The organism is Thioclava indica, assembly GCF_000714545.1.
GTDB lineage: Bacteria > Pseudomonadota > Alphaproteobacteria > Rhodobacterales > Rhodobacteraceae > Thioclava > Thioclava indica.
On the sequence record NZ_AUNB01000084.1, the window covers coordinates 68,942 to 87,731 of the forward strand.

The 18,790-nt window shown below is 60.0% G+C and carries 13 protein-coding genes; 5 read left to right on the forward strand and 8 right to left on the reverse strand.

Annotation, left to right across the window (positions count from 1 at the left end):
* Positions 1-17 precede the first annotated feature (17 nt).
* Positions 18-647 carry an RNA-binding protein gene (locus DT23_RS17245; protein ID WP_038133317.1) on the forward strand — a complete coding sequence of 210 codons (630 nt, stop codon included), beginning with the start codon at positions 18-20 and terminating at the stop codon, positions 645-647.
* Positions 644-3,175, forward strand: a complete 2,532-nt coding sequence (gene infB / locus DT23_RS17250) for a translation initiation factor IF-2 (RefSeq protein WP_038133320.1) — start codon at positions 644-646, stop codon at positions 3,173-3,175. The genes DT23_RS17245 and infB overlap by 4 nt, the downstream gene beginning before the upstream one ends.
* A gap of 96 nt (positions 3,176-3,271) precedes the next feature.
* Here infB and DT23_RS20230 read toward each other — a convergent pair whose 3' ends face one another.
* The 4 genes from DT23_RS20230 to DT23_RS17270 all read right to left on the reverse strand — a co-directional run bounded on the left by DT23_RS20230 (position 3,272) and on the right by DT23_RS17270 (position 6,218).
* Positions 3,272-3,400: a hypothetical protein gene (locus DT23_RS20230; RefSeq protein WP_038133322.1), complete on the reverse strand. Its 129-nt coding sequence runs from the start codon at positions 3,398-3,400 to the stop codon at positions 3,272-3,274.
* 129 nt (positions 3,401-3,529) lie between these two features.
* Positions 3,530-3,928, reverse strand: a complete 399-nt coding sequence (gene mutT / locus DT23_RS17260) for an 8-oxo-dGTP diphosphatase MutT (RefSeq protein ID WP_038133325.1) — start codon at positions 3,926-3,928, stop codon at positions 3,530-3,532.
* Complete coding sequence (gene argJ, locus DT23_RS17265; RefSeq protein WP_038133328.1) at positions 3,925-5,298, reverse strand: bifunctional glutamate N-acetyltransferase/amino-acid acetyltransferase ArgJ; 1,374 nt, start codon at positions 5,296-5,298, stop codon at positions 3,925-3,927. The genes mutT and argJ overlap by 4 nt, the downstream gene beginning before the upstream one ends.
* Before the next feature lie 17 nt (positions 5,299-5,315).
* A complete protein-coding gene (locus tag DT23_RS17270; RefSeq protein ID WP_240473654.1) occupies positions 5,316-6,218 on the reverse strand; it encodes a peptidylprolyl isomerase in 903 nt (300 codons plus the stop codon).
* Between the two features lie 189 nt (positions 6,219-6,407).
* Here DT23_RS17270 and secA point away from each other — a divergent pair, with 189 nt between their 5' ends.
* Together secA and DT23_RS17280 are read left to right on the forward strand one after the other, a co-directional pair.
* On the forward strand, positions 6,408-9,101 hold the full coding sequence (secA, locus tag DT23_RS17275) for a preprotein translocase subunit SecA (RefSeq protein ID WP_038133331.1): 2,694 nt from the start codon (positions 6,408-6,410) through the stop codon (positions 9,099-9,101).
* A gap of 278 nt (positions 9,102-9,379) precedes the next feature.
* Positions 9,380-10,342 (forward strand): hypothetical protein, encoded by a 963-nt coding sequence (locus DT23_RS17280; RefSeq protein WP_038133334.1) that lies wholly within the window; start codon positions 9,380-9,382, stop codon positions 10,340-10,342.
* Here the strand turns inward: DT23_RS17280 and radC are convergent.
* The 3 genes from radC to dnaK form a co-directional block, all read right to left on the reverse strand.
* Positions 10,333-11,100, reverse strand: coding sequence for a RadC family protein (radC, locus tag DT23_RS17285; RefSeq protein ID WP_038133336.1), 768 nt, complete (start codon positions 11,098-11,100; stop codon positions 10,333-10,335). The genes DT23_RS17280 and radC overlap by 10 nt on opposite strands.
* A gap of 96 nt (positions 11,101-11,196) precedes the next feature.
* Positions 11,197-12,351 (reverse strand): molecular chaperone DnaJ, encoded by a 1,155-nt coding sequence (dnaJ, locus tag DT23_RS17290; protein WP_038133339.1) that lies wholly within the window; start codon positions 12,349-12,351, stop codon positions 11,197-11,199.
* Positions 12,352-12,427: 76 nt separating this feature from the next.
* A complete protein-coding gene (gene dnaK, locus DT23_RS17295) occupies positions 12,428-14,341 on the reverse strand; it encodes a molecular chaperone DnaK (RefSeq protein ID WP_038133342.1) in 1,914 nt (637 codons plus the stop codon).
* A gap of 199 nt (positions 14,342-14,540) precedes the next feature.
* Between dnaK and DT23_RS17300 the strand changes: the two genes are divergently transcribed.
* On the forward strand, positions 14,541-15,161 hold the full coding sequence (locus DT23_RS17300) for an alpha-ketoglutarate-dependent dioxygenase AlkB family protein (protein ID WP_038133458.1): 621 nt from the start codon (positions 14,541-14,543) through the stop codon (positions 15,159-15,161).
* A 13-nt stretch (positions 15,162-15,174) separates the two neighbouring features.
* Here the strand turns inward: DT23_RS17300 and smc are convergent, their stop codons facing one another.
* Positions 15,175-18,633, reverse strand: coding sequence for a chromosome segregation protein SMC (smc, locus tag DT23_RS17305; RefSeq protein ID WP_038133343.1), 3,459 nt, complete (start codon positions 18,631-18,633; stop codon positions 15,175-15,177).
* Between the last annotated feature and the right edge of the window lie 157 nt (positions 18,634-18,790).

Sequence of the window (18,790 nt, forward strand, 5' to 3'; positions counted from 1 at the left end):
TAGACAGGAGAGCGCAGATGAGTCGCGCAGGCAAAGCCAAAGATCGGGATGATCCCGAACGGCGCTGCATCGTCACTGGCGATGTTCAGCCGAAGGCTGGGCTTGTGCGTTTCGTCCTTGGTCCTGACGGGATGATCTATCCCGACATCGCCGAGAAGTTACCCGGCCGCGGGATCTGGGTGACAGCCGATCGTGACGTGCTGGAAACCGCCATTCAGAAGGGACTTTTCGCCCGCGCCGCCAAGGCACCCGCGAAAACGCCCGAAAATATGGTGGAAATGGTGGAAAAAGCCCTTGCCAGCCGCGTTGTTGAGCTTATCTCTCTGGTGCGGAAATCCGGTCGCGCGGTGATCGGGTTCGAAAAAGTCAAAGGCTGGCTGGCGGACGGGCGCGCGAAAGTGCTGCTTCAGGCCAGCGACGGCTCGGACAGAGGAAAAGGCAAGCTGTGGACGCCCGAGGGCGGGCGCTGGTTCGGCTGTCTCACCTCACAGGAATTGGGTTTGGCATTCGGTCGCGATCGTGCGATACACGGCGCGCTTGCAGCCGGCGGCCTCACTCCTCGCGTGATTGAAGAGATATCGAGGCTTGCGGGATTGCGCAGGCAGGACGGCGGCAAGACCGCCATGAAGGATACGAAGACGGCATGAGCGATACGGACGGCAAAAAGACTCTCGGACTTGGCGCAGCGTCGCGTCCCGGGCAAGTGAAGCAAAGCTTCTCGCACGGGCGCACGAAGAACGTTGTGGTCGAGACGAAGGGCAAGAAGCGTGTCTTGAACAAGCCAAGCGCGGGGACCGCTAAAGGTCCCGGCGGCGGCAAATCTGCGGGTGGCGATCCGTCGCGGCGTCCAGCCGGCATTTCCGATGCCGAGATGGACCGCCGGATGAAGGCGTTGCAAGCCGCCAAGATTCGCGAAGTCGAAGAAGCCGCGAACCGCGAAGCCGAAGAAAAGGCCCGCGAGGCGGAGCGCGAGCGTCGTCGTGCCGAGATCGAGGCTAAAGAACGCGAAGATCGCGAGCGCGAAGAAGCGTTGAAGGCGAAAGCTGACGAGGATGATCGCAAAAAGCGTGAAGCCGAGTTGCGCGACAAAAAGAAAGAAGAGATCCGCAAGGGCGCTCCGAAAAAGGACGACGCCGTGCAGGATCAGGCCGCAGCCGAAGCTGCGGCGTCGCGCGCCGAGACCAAGGGCGTTGTCGCCTCGGGTCCGCGCAAGACCGACCGCGAGCGCACCGACCGCGACAATCGCGCCAACAAGGGCAAAACCGAGGGTGGCAACAACCGTCGCACCGGCAAGCTCTCGCTGAATGATGCATTGGGTGGTGGCGAAGGGCGTCATCGCTCGATGGCCGCGATGAAGCGCAAACAAGAGCGCCAGCGTCAAAAGGCGATGGGCGGTTCGACCCGTGCTGAAAAACAAGTGCGCGATGTGCGCCTGCCCGAGACGATCGTCGTTTCCGAGCTGGCAAACCGCATGGCGGAACGTGGCGCGGATGTTGTCAAATCGCTGATGAACATGGGCATGATGGTGACGGGCAACCAAACCATCGACGCCGATACCGCAGAACTGGTGATCGAGGAATTCGGCCACAAGGTTGTGCGCGTGTCCGATGCTGACGTGGAACAGGTGATTGCCTCGGTTGACGATAAGGCCGATGACCTGATCACCCGCCCGCCGATCATCACGATCATGGGCCATGTCGACCACGGCAAGACCTCGCTTCTCGATGCGATTCGCAAGGCCAATGTCGTCTCTGGCGAAGCTGGCGGCATCACGCAGCATATCGGCGCCTATCAGGTGACCACCGATAGCGGCGCGGTTCTGACCTTCCTCGACACCCCCGGTCACGCGGCCTTCACCTCGATGCGCGCGCGCGGTGCAAATGTCACCGATATCGTGGTGCTCGTCGTGGCTGCCGATGATTCGGTGATGCCGCAGACGATCGAGGCGATCAACCACGCCAAAGCGGCGAAGGTGCCGATGATCGTGGCGATCAACAAATGCGACAAACCCGGTGCCGAGCCGCAAAAAGTCCGCACGCAGCTTTTGCAACATGAAGTCGTCGTCGAAGCAATGTCGGGTGATGTGCAAGATGTCGAAGTGTCTGCCAAGACCGGCAAGGGCCTTGATAACCTGCTTGAAGCGATTGCGCTGCAGGCCGAACTTCTTGAACTCAAAGCCAACCCTGATCGCGCCGCCCAGGGTGCCGTGATCGAGGCTAAACTTGACGTGGGCCGTGGTCCGGTTGCAACCGTGCTGGTCGAGAACGGCACCCTGCATCGCGGCGACATCTTTGTCGTGGGCGAACAGTGGGGCAAGGTCCGCGCCCTGATCAACGACCAGGGTGAGCGCGTCGAAGATGCTGGCCCGTCGGTGCCCGTCGAGGTGCTGGGTCTGAACGGCACGCCCGCAGCGGGTGACGTGCTCAACGTCGTCGAGACCGAGGCGCAAGCCCGCGAGATCGCCGATTACCGTGAGCAGGCCGCGAAAGACAAACGTGCCGCTGCCGGGGCCGCGACGACGCTGGAACAGCTGATGGCCAAGGCCAAAGCGGACGAAAGCGTGACGGAGCTTCCGGTGTTGGTGAAGGCCGACGTGCAGGGCTCTGTCGAGGCAATTGTTCAGGCGCTTGAGAAGGTCGGCAACGATGAGGTGCGCGTGCGCATCCTGCATTCGGGCGTCGGCGCGATCACCGAATCCGATATCGGTCTGGCCGAGGCATCGGGTGCGCCTGTGATCGGCTTCAACGTGCGCGCCAATGCTCCGGCCCGCACCTCCGCCAACCAGAAAGGTGTCGAGATCCGCTATTACTCGATCATCTATGATCTGGTGGATGACATCAAAGCCGCCGCGTCTGGCCTGCTTTCGGCAGAGATCCGCGAGCATTTCATCGGCTATGCGACGATCAAGGAAGTGTTCAAGGTTACCGGCGTGGGCAAGGTTGCAGGCTGTCTCGTGACCGAGGGCGTGGCCCGCCGTTCGGCCGGTGTGCGTCTGCTGCGCGAGGATGTTGTGATCCACGAAGGCACGCTCAAAACGCTCAAGCGCTTCAAGGACGAGGTCAAAGAAGTGCCCTCGGGTCAGGAATGCGGTATGGCGTTTGAAAACTACGACGATATTCGCGCAGGCGATGTCATCGAGATCTTTGAGCGCGAGGAAATCGAGCGCACGCTCTGATCCGAACAAAACGCAGAAAATAGAAAACGGGGGCTTTGATGGGCCCCCGTTTTTCGTATTTTATGGCGGTTCGCTAAGGCGTGCCGCTCGTATGGATCAGCCGCAGACGGGCCGACCTGCAAACAGGCTGTCGCCCACGCGCACCAAGATGCGTCCGCAGTCGAGATTGCCTTCGAACACGCCCTGAATCGAGACGGTGCTACCAACCAAAATTGTTCTAAGCATACTGAGATCTCCTTCTCCCCATTCGCATGTTCGGAAGAATTTTATCAAATTGCAAATATAAACCGCATGATTGTTAACGATTTGTACACAATATCCGCGTTTCTGGAAGCAGATCCCCGTCAAATCGACCTATAACCAGTCCCGCAGGATCGGGATCAGCGGCTCATCTGCGGGGGGCATCGGGTAGTCGCGCAGGTCTTTTGCACGCACCCACGCCAGCCTCTGCCCCTCTTGCGGCGCGACAATCCCTTGCCATCTGCGGCAGGCAAACAGCGGCATAAGCAGATGGAAATCATCGTAATTATGGCTGGCAAAGGTCAGCGGCGCGAGACAGCTTTGCTCTGTCTCGATGCCCAGTTCTTCACGCAGCTCGCGGATCAGGCAGGCTTCGGGGGTTTCGCCCGGCTCGACCTTGCCGCCGGGAAACTCCCACAACCCCGCCAACGACTTGCCCTCGGGACGTTGGGCCAGCAAAATCCGCCCCTCGGTGTCGATCAGGGCAACAGCCGAAACCAGCAGCAGCTTCACGAACGATAATCCGCGTTGATGTCGATGTAGCGGTGGGTCAAATCGCAGGTCCAAACCGATTTGTTCGCCCGTCCAAGCCCCAAATCGACCCCGATAACCAGCTCATCGCCCTTCATGTAGGCGCTGGCATCGGCCTCGGAATAGCTTGGCGCGCGCCAACCCTTTTCGGCCAGCACCATATCACCAAACGAGATCGTCAGCTTGTCGCGATCCGCCTTGGCTCCGGACTTGCCGACGGCAGCCACGACGCGGCCCCAGTTCGCGTCCTCGCCGGCAAGCGCGGTTTTCACCAGCGGCGAATTGGCGACGGCCATCGCGACCTTATGGGCATCCTCGGCGCTTGCAGCGCGGGTCACGCGCACTTCGACGAATTTCGTCGCCCCCTCGCCATCGCGCACAACTTGATGAGCAAGATCCATCATCACATCGCGCAGGCCTGCCTCAAAATTCTTGGCAACCTGCGTGCGCAAATCGCGGATTTCAGCAGCCTTAGACTGGCCCGTTGCGGCCACGATCAAGGCATCCGAGGTCGAGGTGTCGCTATCGACCGTGATCGCGTTGAACGTGTCGTCGACCTGCCGCGACAGCATTTTCTGCAACCGCGCGGGCGCTATTGCAGCGTCGGTAAAGATATAGACCAGCATCGTCGCCATGTTGGGCGCGATCATCCCCGAGCCCTTGGCGATCCCGGCGATGGTAATCGGCCCACCCTCGCCTTCAATCACGGCACTGGCGCCTTTGGGATAGGTGTCGGTCGTCATAATCGCGCGCGCGGCGTCTTCGATCCCGGCACCTGACAGACGTTGCGCAAGCCCATCGACCGCCAGCACGATGCGCTCAAAGGGCAGCGGCTCTCCGATCACACCAGTCGAGGACGAAAACACCCGGCTAATGGGCAGATCAAGCGCCTTGGCCACGGCACCGGTCACCATATCGACCGCCTTTTGACCGTTCTTACCGGTGAACGCGTTGGCATTTCCCGAGTTAACGATGATCGCAGCGCCTGCATCTTTAGGCACGCGCATCGCCAGTTTCGACTGACAATCGAGCACACAGGCCGCGCGGGTCGATGAGGTGGTGAACACCCCCGCAATCGAGGCCCCCGGCGCAACGCGCGCGAGCATCACATCGGTGCGCCCAGCATATTTCACCCCCGCCGCAGCGGAGGCAAACTCGACACCCGCAATCGCGGGCAGTTTCGGGAAATGGGCGGGCGCGAGCGGCGAAACAGAAACCGTCTTTGCCTTGATTTTGGCAGGCGCGACTGCGGAAAGATCGGACTTCAGCGCCTTGATCTTGGCGCGCAGCTTCTTAACCTTGGCCTTCAGCTTGATGTCCTTATCGTCCTTTTTCTTCTTCTTTTTCGCCATCACGCCCGCCGTTCAGATCAATTGCCCAAAATCGACTGATCCTTCAGCACCGACGGATCAATCCCTTGCGTCATCTTGTCGATTTTCGCGGCGTTCACAACATCCGTTACGCGCTTTTCGACCGCTTGCTGACGAATATCGCCTTCAAGGTCTTTGCGCACATCTGCCAGTTTCGGAGCATCGACCATTTTGGTGCCGATCAGTTCCACGACATGCCAGCCGTATTGCGTCTGGATCGGGCCGGCGACTTCGCCATCCTTCATGCCCACCAGCGCATCGCCAAACGGTTTGACCATATCGGACAGCTTGAACCACCCGAGATCGCCGCCATTGGCCGCCGATCCGTCGGTCGAGTATTTCTTGGCTTCATCTGCAAATTTCGCGCCGCCGTCGATCTCTTTCTTGATCTTCTCGGCCTCTTCCTTGGTTTTCACGATGATATGGGCCGCGTGATATTCCTTGGTCGGCTCTGCCTTGGCGTATTTCTCGTCATAGGCCTTTTTCACGGCCTCATCGCTCACCGCCTTGTCGGCGGTGTAGTTGAGCAGCGAACCCGAAAGGTAGGCGCGTTTTTGCACCTCAAGCGCGATTTCGTCGCGGTGGGTCATGCGTTTCTCGCCGATTTCGGCCAAAGCTGTCTGCTGGATTAACTGCTGCAACACGCCGTCAAACAGCTTGTCATCGGGAAGCGACTGATATTGCGCGGGCAGGCCGTCACGCACGGTGATCATCTGGCCCAGCGTGATGTCTTGCCCGTTCACAGTTGCCACGACCGTATCAGCAGTCAGATCAGTGCGCGGTTTAGCAGGGGTCGCAGCTTTGGCGGCATCGCTTGCCGGGGCCGGGGTTTTGGCGTCTTGCGCCACCGCAGCCCCACCGATCAGGGCCAGCACTGCTACACTTGCGAAAAATCTCGTCATTTTGGGCATCCATGCCACTCCCTTAAGGCCGCGTCCTTGGGCGGCGTTGACACTGTGACGGTCGCCGCTTACATCGCCTAAGGTCTGTAAGAGGCGCACCGCCCTTGTTTCGTTCGCTGTTCTAACAGGCCAGCCCCGCGCGACAAGGCGCTCGGTTACACGAAATGGTCAGCTACCCTCGGAGAATACATGCTTGGCATCGGAACAGTCGCAAAGAAGGTCTTCGGAAGCTCGAACGACCGCAAAGTGAAGTCGGTGCGCCCGTTGGTGGCCAAAATTAACGCGCTGGAACCAGAGTTCGCGGCGCTTACCGATGAAGGCATCATCGAAAAGACGCATGAGTTTAAGCGCCGGGTGCAGGAAGATGGCGAAAGCCTTGATAAAATCCTGCCCGAAGCCTTCGCCAACTGCCGCGAAGCTGCGCGCCGTGCGCTGGGTCTGCGCGCCTTTGATATGCAGCTTGTGGGCGGGATCTTCCTGCATCAGGGCAACATCGCCGAGATGAAAACCGGTGAGGGTAAGACCCTTGTCGCGACCTTCCCGGCCTATCTGAATGCGCTAGCGGGCAAAGGCGTTCATATCGTCACCGTCAACGATTATCTGGCACGGCGCGACTCCGACTGGATGGGCAAGGTTTATAACGCCTTGGGCATGACCTGCGGTGTCGTGGTGCCGTTCCAAGCCGACGCGGAAAAGCGCGCCGCCTATGCCGCCGATGTTACCTATTCGACGAATAACGAATTGGGGTTTGACTATCTTCGCGACAACATGCGCACCTCGGTCGAGGATATGGCGCAACGGGGTCATTTCTACGCCATCATCGATGAGGTCGACTCGATCCTGATTGACGAGGCGCGCACGCCGCTGATCATTTCCGGCCCCTCCGATGATCGCTCGGAATTGTATATCACGCTCAACGAATTCATCCCCAAGCTCTCTGAGGAGCATTACGAGGTGAACGAAAAAGAGCGTAACGCGACGCTGACCGAAGAGGGCAACGAGTACCTAGAGCAGGTGCTGCACGAAGGCGGCGTCCTGCCCGAGGGGCAATCGCTTTACGATCCTGAAAGCACGACGATTGTGCACCATGCCAGCCAAGCTCTGCGCGCGCACAAGCTGTTTTTCAAAGACCAGAACTATGTTGTCGCCAATGACGAAATCGTTCTGGTCGATGAATTTACGGGCCGGATGATGAAAGGCCGCCGCCTGTCGGACGGCTTGCATCAGGCGATTGAGGCCAAAGAAGGCGTCACGATCCAGCCCGAAAACGTGACCCTCGCTTCGGTGACGTTCCAGAACTACTTCCGTCTTTACAACAAGCTTGGCGGCATGACCGGCACCGCCGCGACTGAGGCTGACGAGTTTGCGGAAATCTACTCGCTTGGCGTCGTCGAGATCCCGACCAACCGCCCGATTGCGCGCAAAGATGAACATGACCGCGTCTATCGCACCGCGCGTGAGAAATACGAAGCGGTGATCAAATCCATCGAGATCGCCCATAAAAAGGGCCAGCCGATGCTGGTCGGCACCACCTCGATCGAGAAATCCGAACTCATCTCCGAGATGCTGACGAAAGCCGGGATCGCACATAACGTGCTCAACGCCCGCAAGCACGAGCAAGAAGCCAAGATCGTTTCAGATGCGGGCCGTCTGGGCGCGGTGACCATCGCCACCAACATGGCTGGGCGCGGCACCGATATTCAGCTTGGCGGCAACGTCGATATGAAAGTGCTCGAGGAAATCGACGCAAATCCCGACGCCGATCCCGATGAGATCCGCGCCAGAATTACGGCTGAACATGCCGACGAAAAAGCCAAGGTTCTAGAAGCGGGCGGCCTGTTCGTTCTGGCAACCGAACGTCATGAAAGCCGGCGCATTGATAACCAGCTGCGCGGTCGCTCGGGCCGTCAGGGGGATCCGGGTCGTTCGCTGTTCTTCCTGTCGCTCGAAGATGACCTGATGCGGATTTTCGGCTCGGATAAGCTGGATGCCGTTCTGTCCAAACTGGGCATGAAAGAGGGTGAGGCGATCATCCACCCTTGGGTGAACAAATCGCTCGAGCGTGCGCAGGCCAAGGTTGAGGGTCGCAACTTCGACACCCGCAAACAGTTGCTGAAATTCGACGACGTGATGAATGATCAGCGTAAAGCGATCTTCTCGCAGCGCCGCGAAATTATGGAAAGCAACGAGGTTGATGAAATCGCGCGCGATATGCGGGTTCAGGTGATCGAGGATCTCGTGGACACTTATATGCCGCCGAAATCCTATGCCGATCAATGGGATGTGGCAGGTATGCATGCCGCCCTGATCGAGCAGCTGTCGATTGATCTTCCGATCGCCGCTTGGGCTGAGGAAGAGGGCGTCGATCAAGATGTCGTCGCCGAACGCATTGAGGCCGCAACCGACGCCGAGATGGCACAAAAGACCGAGGCCTTCAGCCCCGAGTCGATGCGCATGATCGAAAAACAGGTTTTGTTGCAAACGATTGATGGCAAATGGCGCGAGCATCTGGTGACGCTTGAACACCTGCGCTCGACGATCGGCTTTCGCGGCTATGCGCAGCGCGATCCGCTGTCAGAGTTCAAAACCGAAAGTTTCCAGTTGTTTGAACTCATGCTGGATGGTCTGCGCGCCGATGTTTCGCAACAACTTTCGCGCGTGCGCCCCCTGACCGAGGAAGAGCAAGCGCAGATGCTTCAGGCGCAGATGCCGCAAGACAACGCGCCCGCGCCGGATATCCTTGAGCAGTCCGAGCCAACGGGCACCCCTCTGGCCGGCTTCGATGAGAGTGACCCCACGACTTGGGGTGATCCGGGTCGCAACGATCCCTGCCCCTGTGGTTCGGGCAAGAAATTCAAACATTGCCACGGTCAGTTGGTCTGACACTGGCGCAAAGAGGCGGCTCACGGGCCGCCTCTTTTGCATTCGGGCGCTCAATCAGGTTTCGTGCCCGAGGCCATCGAGCCTCCATCTGTCCAGATTTGGGCAACTATGCGGCAGGATCAGCCCGCATTTCCTCATGCAGTGTTTTGTGAGCAAGGCCCTACCACGGATTGTGCCGCTTTGTGTCCCTGATAAGGAAACATTACCCCATTCCTGCCCAAGCTTCGCCGTGATCCAGCAGTACTTTAACTCCAAGCAAGAATGCTGGAGAGAGACTCATGCGGAAATTCCAAAAGGTGACGATGGTTGCCGGGACCTTCCTTCTGGCGGCGGCCACTGGTCATGTCATGCAAAGCGTGAACCCGGAGTCTTTGGTTGTGACGCCGCGCATTTTTGCGAACAATGCGTCGCCGACAATCGCTGCACGTCCCAATGAAACGCCGCGCTTGCAACTTTCAAGAATGACCGTTCTACATAACCCGCCCACGCAGCACATCGCGCAGGACACGGGGGTTGGCGCGATCCCGCAAATGCCCGCCAATGGGACCGGTGGATTTGTGCAAAGCAAAACGACCTCCTGCAAGGATGCCTCGCTTGACCTTAGCCTTGTGCCCCCCGGCGCGCTCTCGGTCGCGCTGAGCGCGGATTGCGCGCGCAATACAGCTTTGGACATTCAGGATGGCAGCCTGAAAATCGCGGCGCATTCCGATGCCGAGGGCAACTGGCAGGGTTTGTTGCCCGCTATGCAGGTTGAAAACAAGATCTCGGTGAATGCCAAAGGCGCGATGGTCGCGTCTGCGCATCTCTCGACCCCTGAAATAACCAAGCTTGATCGCGTGATTTTTTCGGCTCAAAGCGGGTCCGAGATGCATCTCAACATCTATGAAAAAGGGGCCGGATTTGACGGCTCCGGCCATATCAGTGTCGCAACGCCGCGCACGCCTGACACGCCACTGGGCGGCTACATGATGCGCTATGACGGCCCCAATGACACGCAGATTGAAGTCTATACTGCGCCAACCACCCTTAGCCCCGTGCGCATGCAAATCGAGACAGAGGTGACTCTCGCCAATTGCGGAAAGACCGTCAGTGGCTCGGTTCGGCGCGTGCTGGCGGGCGAGGATAAACCGCTCAACCCGATTGAAATCGACATGCCAAGCTGTGAAGCACTGGGGCAATTCGTCGTTTTTCCGCTGCCTAATCTGCAAGATGGGCGCAGTCGAAAGATGACTCAGAAATAGCCCGCAGAGCGCAGGCTGATTTCGGTACTTTTCCCGATGATCAAATGGTCATGCACGACAATTCCAAACACAGTTGCCGCCTGTTCGATCTGACGGGTCATTGCGATATCCGCCTCTGACGGAGTTGGATCGCCCGAAGGGTGGTTGTGCACCAAAATCAGCGCCGAGGCATTGAGTTCCAGCGCACGCTTTACGACCTCGCGCGGATAGACCGGCACGTGATCAATGGTGCCTTGCGCCTGTTCCTGATCGGCGATCAGCACGTTTTTCCGATCAAGATACAGGGTGCGAAATTGCTCGGTCTCGCGATGCGCCATCGCCGTGTGGCAGTAATCAATCAGCGCCTGCCAAGAACTCAGCACGGGGCGGTTGATCACCCGCGACCGCGCCAAACGCTGCGCCGAGGCTTCGACGATCTTGAACTCTTGTATCACCGCCTCCCCCACGCCGCTCACCTCGCGCAGGCGCGCGGGTGACGCCGATACAACACGCCCGAAATCGCCAAAAGTTTGCAGCAAGCGATGCGCCAGCGGTTTGACATCCTGGCGCGGGATCGCGCGAAACAAGACCAGTTCCAACAACTCGTAATCGGGCAAGGGCTGCGCGCCCCCTTGCATTAACCGCGTGCGCAACCGCTCTCGATGGTCGCGCAGATACGAAGGTTGGCGCCCAGCCACCCCAGCCAACTCCCGTGCGTCATCGCGATCCGCAAACAGCGGCAAGGCAGATTCGTTAAAGGAGGAAGGTTGCTGGTTCATGTCGCGACATTGGCCGAGTCTGCGTGAACAAACAGTTAATTTGAGAACAAAACATGTTTCAACAGATCGCGAAAAAGGCGCCCGAAGGCGCCTTGATCAATGTGTCATACCTTCCCAGAAGCTTTTGACTTTCTTGAAGAAACTCGCGCCTTCCGGGTTGTTTTCGACCTCGATTTCCTGAAATTCGCGCAGGATTTCTTTTTGCCGCGAGGTCAGGTTCACCGGGGTTTCGACCGCCAATTCGATGAACATATCCCCCACGCCACCACCGCGCAGCGCCGGCATGCCTTTGCCGCGCAACCGCATTTGGCGGCCCGATTGGCTGCCTGTCGGGATCTTCACACGGCTACGGCCACCGTCGATCGTGGGCACCTCGACCTCGCCGCCCAAGGCCGCCGTCACCATTGATACGGGCACACGGCAATGCAGGTCGGTGTTGTCGCGTTCAAACAACGCATGGGGCGAGACCTCAATGAAGATATAGAGATCGCCCGAGGGACCACCGCGCAGCCCGGCCTCACCCTCGCCAGCGTGGCGAATACGGGTGCCGGTTTCAACGCCCGGCGGGATGTTGACCTGCAACTGACGCTCGACCTCGACGCGGCCTGCACCGTGGCATTTACGGCAGGGATTTTTGACGACCTGACCTTGGCCACCACAGGTCGGACAGGTGCGCTCGACCGTGAAAAAGCCGTTTTGCGCGCGCACCTTACCCAAACCGGAACAGGTCGGGCAGGTTTGCGGCTCTGCTCCGCCCTCGGCCCCCGTGCCGTTGCACGAAGTACATGCGGCAGAACTAGGAACAGTGATCGTCTTTTGCGTGCCTGCGAACGCCTCTTCCAAGGACACCCGCAGGTTATAGCGCAGATCCGAGCCGCGTTGCGCGCGCGAACGCCCGCCGCCGCCGCCGGGACGACCGCCCATGAAATCGCCAAACAGGTCTTCAAACACATCCGAAAAGGCCGAGGCGAAATCGCCCTGCCCCGGACCGCCACCATAACCGGGACGACCGCCGCCCATACCACCGTCAAAGGCCGCGTGACCGAAACGGTCATAGGCAGCTTTCTTTTCAGGGTCTTTCAGAACGTCGTAAGCTTCGTTTGCTTCTTTGAACTGTGCCTCGGATTCGGGATTATCTTTGTTGCGATCAGGGTGAAGCTCTTTGGCCTTGCCCCGATAGGCTTTCTTGATTTCCTCGGCCGAGGCGCCCTTGGCAATGCCAAGAACCTCATAAAAATCGCGTTTTGCCATCGGCTACCCCTTTTAGGAGAACATGGAAACGGGCCCGCCTTGTTTTCGGCAGGCCCGACCCATCATTCATCCGCGCTTATTTGCGCTCGTCGTCGCCCATATCTTCGAAATCGGCATCGACAATATCGTCATCGACATCGCGCGGCTCGTCTTCAGGAGACGCATCGGCTTCACCGGATTTCTCTTGCTCGGCCTTGTAGATCGCCTCGCCAAGTTTCATCGCAGCCTCGGTGAGGTTTTGCACCGCACCTTTGATCTTGCCGACTTCATCGGTCTTGAGCGCCTCTTCCAAAGCGTTGGCCGCCAGTTCGATCACTTCGACCGTCGAGGCATCGACCTTATCTCCATGCTCTTCCAGCGATTTACGCGTCGAGTGCAGCAGCGATTCGCCCTGGTTGCGGGTCTCGACCAGTTCCTTGCGGGACTTGTCCGCGTCGGCATTCGCCTCGGCGTCCTGCACCATTTTGTCGATCTCGTCATCGGACAAGCCGCCCGAAGCCTGAATCGTGATCTTGTGCTCTTTGCCAGTGCCTTTGTCTTTGGCCGACACGGACACAATACCATCGGCATTGATATCAAAAGTCACTTCGATCTGGGGCATGCCGCGCGGAGCGGGCGGAATGTCCTCCAAGTTGAACTGACCGAGGATCTTGTTGTCCGCCGCCATCTCGCGCTCACCCTGGAAGACCCGGATCGTCACCGCGTTCTGGTTGTCCTCGGCGGTCGAGAAGATCTGGCTTTTCTTGGTCGGGATCGTCGTGTTGCGGTCGATCAGGCGGGTGAACACACCACCCAGCGTCTCGATACCCAACGACAGCGGGGTCACATCCAGCAGCACCACGTCTTTGACGTCGCCTTGCAACACGCCAGCCTGAATGGCCGCACCCATTGCCACAACCTCATCGGGGTTCACGCCTTTGTTAGGCTCTTTCCCGAAGAACTTGGTGACCTCTTCGACGACTTTCGGCATCCGGGTCATACCACCGACCAGAACGATCTCGTCGATTTCGTCCTTGCTGACACCGGCGTCTTTCAACGCGGCGGCACAGGGCTTCATCGAGGATTTGATCAGATCACCAACAAGGCTTTCCAGCTTGGCGCGGGTCAGCTTCATGACCATGTGCAGCGGCGTACCGTCCTTGCCCATCGAGATGAAGGGCTGGTTGATCTCGGTCTGGCTGGAAGAAGACAGCTCGATCTTGGCTTTCTCAGCGGCTTCTTTCAAACGCTGAAGCGCCATCTTGTCTTTGGTCAGATCGACGCCGTGCTCTTTTTTGAACTCGTCAGCCAGATAGTTGACGATCCGCATGTCGAAATCTTCACCACCAAGGAACGTGTCGCCATTGGTCGATTTCACTTCGAACAGGCCATCGTCGATCTCAAGGATCGTGATGTCGAACGTACCACCGCCAAGGTCATAAACGGCGATCGTCTTGGTTTCTTTTTTCTCCAGACCATAGGCCAGCGCAGCCGCGGTCGGCTCGTTTATGATGCGCAGCACTTCAAGGCCGGCAATCTTGCCAGCGTCTTTGGTCGCTTGACGCTGAGCGTCATTGAAATAGGCGGGAACGGTGATGACGGCTTGCGTCACTTCCTCGCCCAAATAGCTCTCGGCGGTTTCTTTCATCTTCTGCAAGATCACAGCCGAGACCTGTGCGGGGGAGTATTTCTCACCCCTCACCTCAACCCATGCGTCGCCATTGCCACCATCGACAATGTCATAAGGCACAAGTTTCTTGTCCTTCTCGACTTCTGCATCGGTCGTGCGACGCCCGATCAGGCGTTTGACCGCGAAAACGGTGTTGGACGGGTTGGTAACAGCCTGGCGTTTTGCCGGTTGGCCGACCAGACGTTCATCGTCGGTATAGGCGACGATCGAGGGCGTCGTGCGCGCCCCTTCGGAGTTTTCGATCACACGGGGCTGCGCGCCGTCCATGATAGCCACGCAGCTATTGGTGGTCCCGAGGTCGATGCCGATTACTTTGGCCATGATATTCCCTCTCTTGGCGATATGGTGGGGAGCGGGTCCTGTAAGGCACCCGGCCCCTATCCCTTGGGTTTAAATTTCAACTTTCTGCCCAGACACGATAGTGGTCCGCGTCCGGCTTCGTTGCGTATATAAGGAGGCCGATTTCTGGCTGCAAGAACCGTCCCCCCATGAAGTCCGCGGGAAATTGACGAAAATGGCGATGAATTCCGAAAAACGACCGACCGCGCAGACAATTCGCGGCTTCCTGCATTATCCGGGCTGGCTCGGCGCGTCGGAACAAGCGGCGCTGCGCGATGACTTGCGCGCCGTGGTGACTGCCGCGCCGCTATTCTCGCCGATGACGCCTTATGGCAAGGCGATGTCGGTGCGTATGACCTCGGCGGGGCGGTTCGGTTGGGTCTCGGATCGGCGCGGTTACCGCTATAGCGAGACCCACCCCAATGGCACCCCTTGGCCCAAGATCCCGCCCGCAATTCTGGCGATCTGGCGGGCGCTTTCGAACAGCGCGCACGATCCCGAATGCTGCCTGATCAATTTTTATTCCGAAGGCGCGAAAATGGGCCTGCACCAAGATCGCGACGAATCCGATTTCACCCACCCCGTGGTTTCGATCAGCCTTGGCGATGACGGGCTGTTCCGGATCGGCAATGACACGCGCGGCGGCAAGACCGAAAGTGTCTGGCTGCGCTCGGGTGATGTGATGGTGATGGGGGGTGACGCGCGTCTGCTGTATCACGGGATTGACCGGATCGCGCCGGGCACCTCGACCTTGCTGCCTAAAGGCGGGCGCATCAATATCACGTTGCGCGTGGTGACCTGAACGCCACGCCGCGTCAGGCCACCAGCGCCTCGGCCTTTTTCAGATCGACGGAAACAAGCTGGCTGACGCCTTGCTCTTGCATCGTCACACCGAACAGACGATCCATCCGGCTCATCGTCACCGCGTGGTGGGTGATGATCAAGAACCGCGTGTCGGTGCGGCGGGTCATCTCATCGAGAAGATCGCAGAACCGGGTCACGTTGGCGTCATCCAGCGGCGCGTCGACCTCATCCAGCACACAGATCGGTGCCGGATTCGCGAGGAACACCGCGAAAATCAGCGCCATCGCTGTCAGGGTCTGCTCGCCGCCCGACAACAGGCTCAGCGTGCTCAGTTTCTTGCCCGGCGGTTGGCACATGATCTCAAGCCCGGCCTCTAGCGGATCATCGCTTTCCACCAGTTCCAGTTTCGCCGTGCCACCGCCGAAAAGGTGGGTGAACAGCGTGGTGAAACTTTCGTTAACCTGCTCGAACGCGGTCAAAAGCCGCTCGCGCCCCTCGCGGTTCAGACCCGAAATCCCCGCGCGCAGCTTGCGGATCGCCTCTTCCAGATCGGACTTTTCCTTGACCAGCGCGTCGTGTTCGGTCTCGACTTCGCGCGCATCTTCTTCGGCGCGCAGGTTCACGGCGCCCAATGCCTCGCGCTGTCGTTTGAGACTGTTGACCTGCGTCTCTAGCGCCTCGACATCGGGCATCTTATCGGGATCGCCCTCAATCGTTTCCAGCAACTGCTGCGGCGTGCACTCGGATTCTTCGCTGATGCGTTCGGCTGCATGGTTTACCGTCTCGCGCGCCGCATCGACACGCGCCTCTGCCCGCGCACGGCCCTCGCGTGCCTCGCCTGCCAACCGCTCGGCCTCGCGCGCGCCAAATTGCGCCTCGCGCAGCGCGATTTCCGCCGCTGTCAGCTTATCGGTTGCCTCCGCCTGGCGCGCCTCTGCCGTGGTGATCGCCTCGGACAACTCGGCCCGTTTCTCGGCCAAAATCTCGGGGACGGCCCCCGCCTCATCCAACTCATCCTCGGTCTCAAGCTTGCGCGCCGCCAGCTCGGTCGAGCGTTTCTCTGCCGTCTCAAGGCGATGCCGCCACCCCGAGATTTCCTTGGTGATTTCTTGACGCCGCTTGAGACGCGCCTCGCCTTCGCGGCGAATTTCATCATGGCCGGACCGCTTGGTCATCATCGTCATGCGCGCGGCTTCGACCGTCATCTTGATCGCATCAACCTCGGATCGCGCGGCATCCAAATCAGGCAAACCGTTCAGGGCATTCTCTGCCTCGCGCAGCGCCATGCGCGCGCTGCTGGCCTCCTCCTCGTGACGCGTCACAGCAAGCTGGGCGCTTTCCAGTTTGGACCCCGCAATCGAGCGATCGCTCTCGGCCCGCGACAAGGCGCGCCCGGCCTCGGCCAGCTTGCGATCTGCCTCGCGGCGGGCATCGCGCGCAGCGACATCGGCACGTGAGGCTTCGGCCAGATGCTCTGTCAGCATCTCATGGGCCTGACGCGCACCCTCGGCTCGCGCCGATATTTCCTCAAGGTCGCGTTTCAATTCCACCAGCCGGTTTAGCTGCTGCAAGCGCAGCGCCGCCGCCGTGGGCGCATCTTCTGCCCCGGCGCGGAACCCGTCCCAGCGCCACAGGTCGCCCTCGGTCGAGACCAGCCGCTGGCCGGGGCGCAACTGTTCTTGCAAACGCGCGCCCTCATCCCAATCCGCGACCAAGCCGATTTGCGAAATCCGGCGCGCCAGAACGTCTGGCACTTCGACATGATCGGCCAGCGGCTCGATACCAACAGGCAGCGCCTGCGTATCATCATAGCCCGCCAGCACCTGCCAGCCGGTCGCCTCATCCCCCGAGACTTCAGGGGCGCGCAAATCATCGGCGAGTGCCGCACCCAGCGCCGCCTCATAGCCCTTGTCGACACGCACGCGGTCCAGCAGTTGCGTGCCGCCCGCACTTTCGCGCTCGACCAGCCGCGCCAAAGCCCCGACCTCGGCGCGCAACGCGCCAGCCTCGCCCTCGGCCTCGGATCGTGCCGCGCGCGCAGCACTTTCGCGCGCCTGAATGTCGCCACGCGCCTCATCCGCAGCCGCAAGCGCCTCTTCGGCGGCCTCAGCGGCGGCTTGTGCTTCGGCTTGCGCCGTCTCAGCGCCGGTGAATTCGTCAGCCGACGTCGCAAGCGCTGCCTTTGCCGCCTGCGAAGCCTGCTTGGCCTGTTCCGCAGCAGCCTCGGATTTCTCAGCCGTCGCGCGATTATCCGTGACCAACCGCTGCGCCGATTGGTGGCGCGCGGCCAGACGCGCAACGTCTTCGGTCAGCTCCGACAGACGGGCCTCGCGGTCTTGCAAGATCGTGGCTGCCTCATGCGCGTCATCGGTCGCGCGCGCCAGTTTGTCCTCGTGGCCCTCGGATGCCTTGGCGATCTGACCCTGCTCCCATTCGAGCCGTTCAATCGTTTCACCCGCATCGCGGTTCAGCCCTGCCTCGCGGTCCATATCGCGCATCAACTGCTCAATCCGGCCCTGCAACGTGGCGATGCGGGCGCGCGCCTGATCTTCCTGATCCGACAGCGCGTCGCGCTCTACCACCAACCGCTGCAAGATCGCCGCTGCGACGGTCTGTTCTTCGCGCAAGGGCGGCAATGCCTCTTCTCGCGCGACACGAGCAGCCTCGGCCTCGCGCGCGGTGCGTTCGGCTTGCGCGGCGTTGGTCACCTGCTCGCGCAAAGCCGATTGCGCGGCCTCACGGGCGAGATCAGCCTCACGCCAGCGGCGATAGAGCAACATTCCCTCGGCGCGGCGCAGATCATCGCCAATTGTGCGATAGCGGGCGGCTTGGCGGGCCTGCCGTGCCAGCTGCGCCAGTTGCGCCGCGAGTTGTTCGATCACGTCATCGACGCGGATCAGGTTCTGCTCGGCCCCGTTCAGCTTCAACTCGGCCTCATGGCGGCGTTGATATAGACCTGAAATCCCCGCAGCTTCTTCCAGAATGCGTCGCCGCGCCTTTGGTTTGGCGTTGATCAGCTCGGAAATCTGGCCCTGCCGTACCAGCGCCGGGCTATGCGCGCCCGTCGAGGCATCGGCGAACAACATCTGCACATCGCGCGCGCGCACATCTTTCGAGTTCACCTTATAGGCCGAGCCCGCATCGCGCGTGATCCGCCGGATAATTTCCAGCCCGTCGCTATCGTTGAACCCGGATGGTGCAAGCCGTTCGGTATTGTCGATTTGCAGTGACACTTCGGCAAAGTTGCGCGCCCCGCGCGAGGAGGCGCCTGCGAAGATCACATCCTCCATCCCACCGCCGCGCATCGCCGAGGCACGGTGCTCGCCCATCACCCAGCGCAGCGCCTCAAGCAGGTTGGATTTGCCGCAGCCATTAGGCCCGACAACTCCGGTCAGCCCGTCGTGAATCACCAGATCAGTGGGATCGACAAAGCTTTTAAAACCGTTGAGACGTAGCCGAGAGAAGCGCAAATGCCCTGCCTTTCCGAATCTGTGACGCGTTGGGAAGTTTCCGTAGACAACGCCTGCAAGTCAACCGAAACGCCCCTCATATCGCGGCTCTGCCTCGCTTATCCACAAGATATTGGCGTTTTCCCGCGCAAGCCGATCCCGAAATGGCCGTCATACG

Excerpts from the sequence above, each read along its gene's own strand:
- DT23_RS17245 (WP_038133317.1), top strand. The coding sequence starts at position 18 with ATGAGTCGCGCAGGCAAAGCCAAAGATCGGGATGATCCCGAACGGCGC.
- infB (WP_038133320.1), top strand. The coding sequence starts at position 644 with ATGAGCGATACGGACGGCAAAAAGACTCTCGGACTTGGCGCAGCGTCG.
- DT23_RS20230 (WP_038133322.1), bottom strand. The coding sequence starts at position 3,400 with ATGCTTAGAACAATTTTGGTTGGTAGCACCGTCTCGATTCAGGGCGTG.
- argJ (WP_038133328.1), bottom strand. The coding sequence starts at position 5,298 with ATGGCGAAAAAGAAGAAGAAAAAGGACGATAAGGACATCAAGCTGAAG.
- DT23_RS17270 (WP_240473654.1), bottom strand. The coding sequence starts at position 6,218 with ATGACGAGATTTTTCGCAAGTGTAGCAGTGCTGGCCCTGATCGGTGGG.
- secA (WP_038133331.1), top strand. The coding sequence starts at position 6,408 with ATGCTTGGCATCGGAACAGTCGCAAAGAAGGTCTTCGGAAGCTCGAAC.
- DT23_RS17280 (WP_038133334.1), top strand. The coding sequence starts at position 9,380 with ATGCGGAAATTCCAAAAGGTGACGATGGTTGCCGGGACCTTCCTTCTG.
- radC (WP_038133336.1), bottom strand. The coding sequence starts at position 11,100 with ATGAACCAGCAACCTTCCTCCTTTAACGAATCTGCCTTGCCGCTGTTT.
- dnaJ (WP_038133339.1), bottom strand. The coding sequence starts at position 12,351 with ATGGCAAAACGCGATTTTTATGAGGTTCTTGGCATTGCCAAGGGCGCC.
- dnaK (WP_038133342.1), bottom strand. The coding sequence starts at position 14,341 with ATGGCCAAAGTAATCGGCATCGACCTCGGGACCACCAATAGCTGCGTG.
- DT23_RS17300 (WP_038133458.1), top strand. The coding sequence starts at position 14,541 with ATGAATTCCGAAAAACGACCGACCGCGCAGACAATTCGCGGCTTCCTG.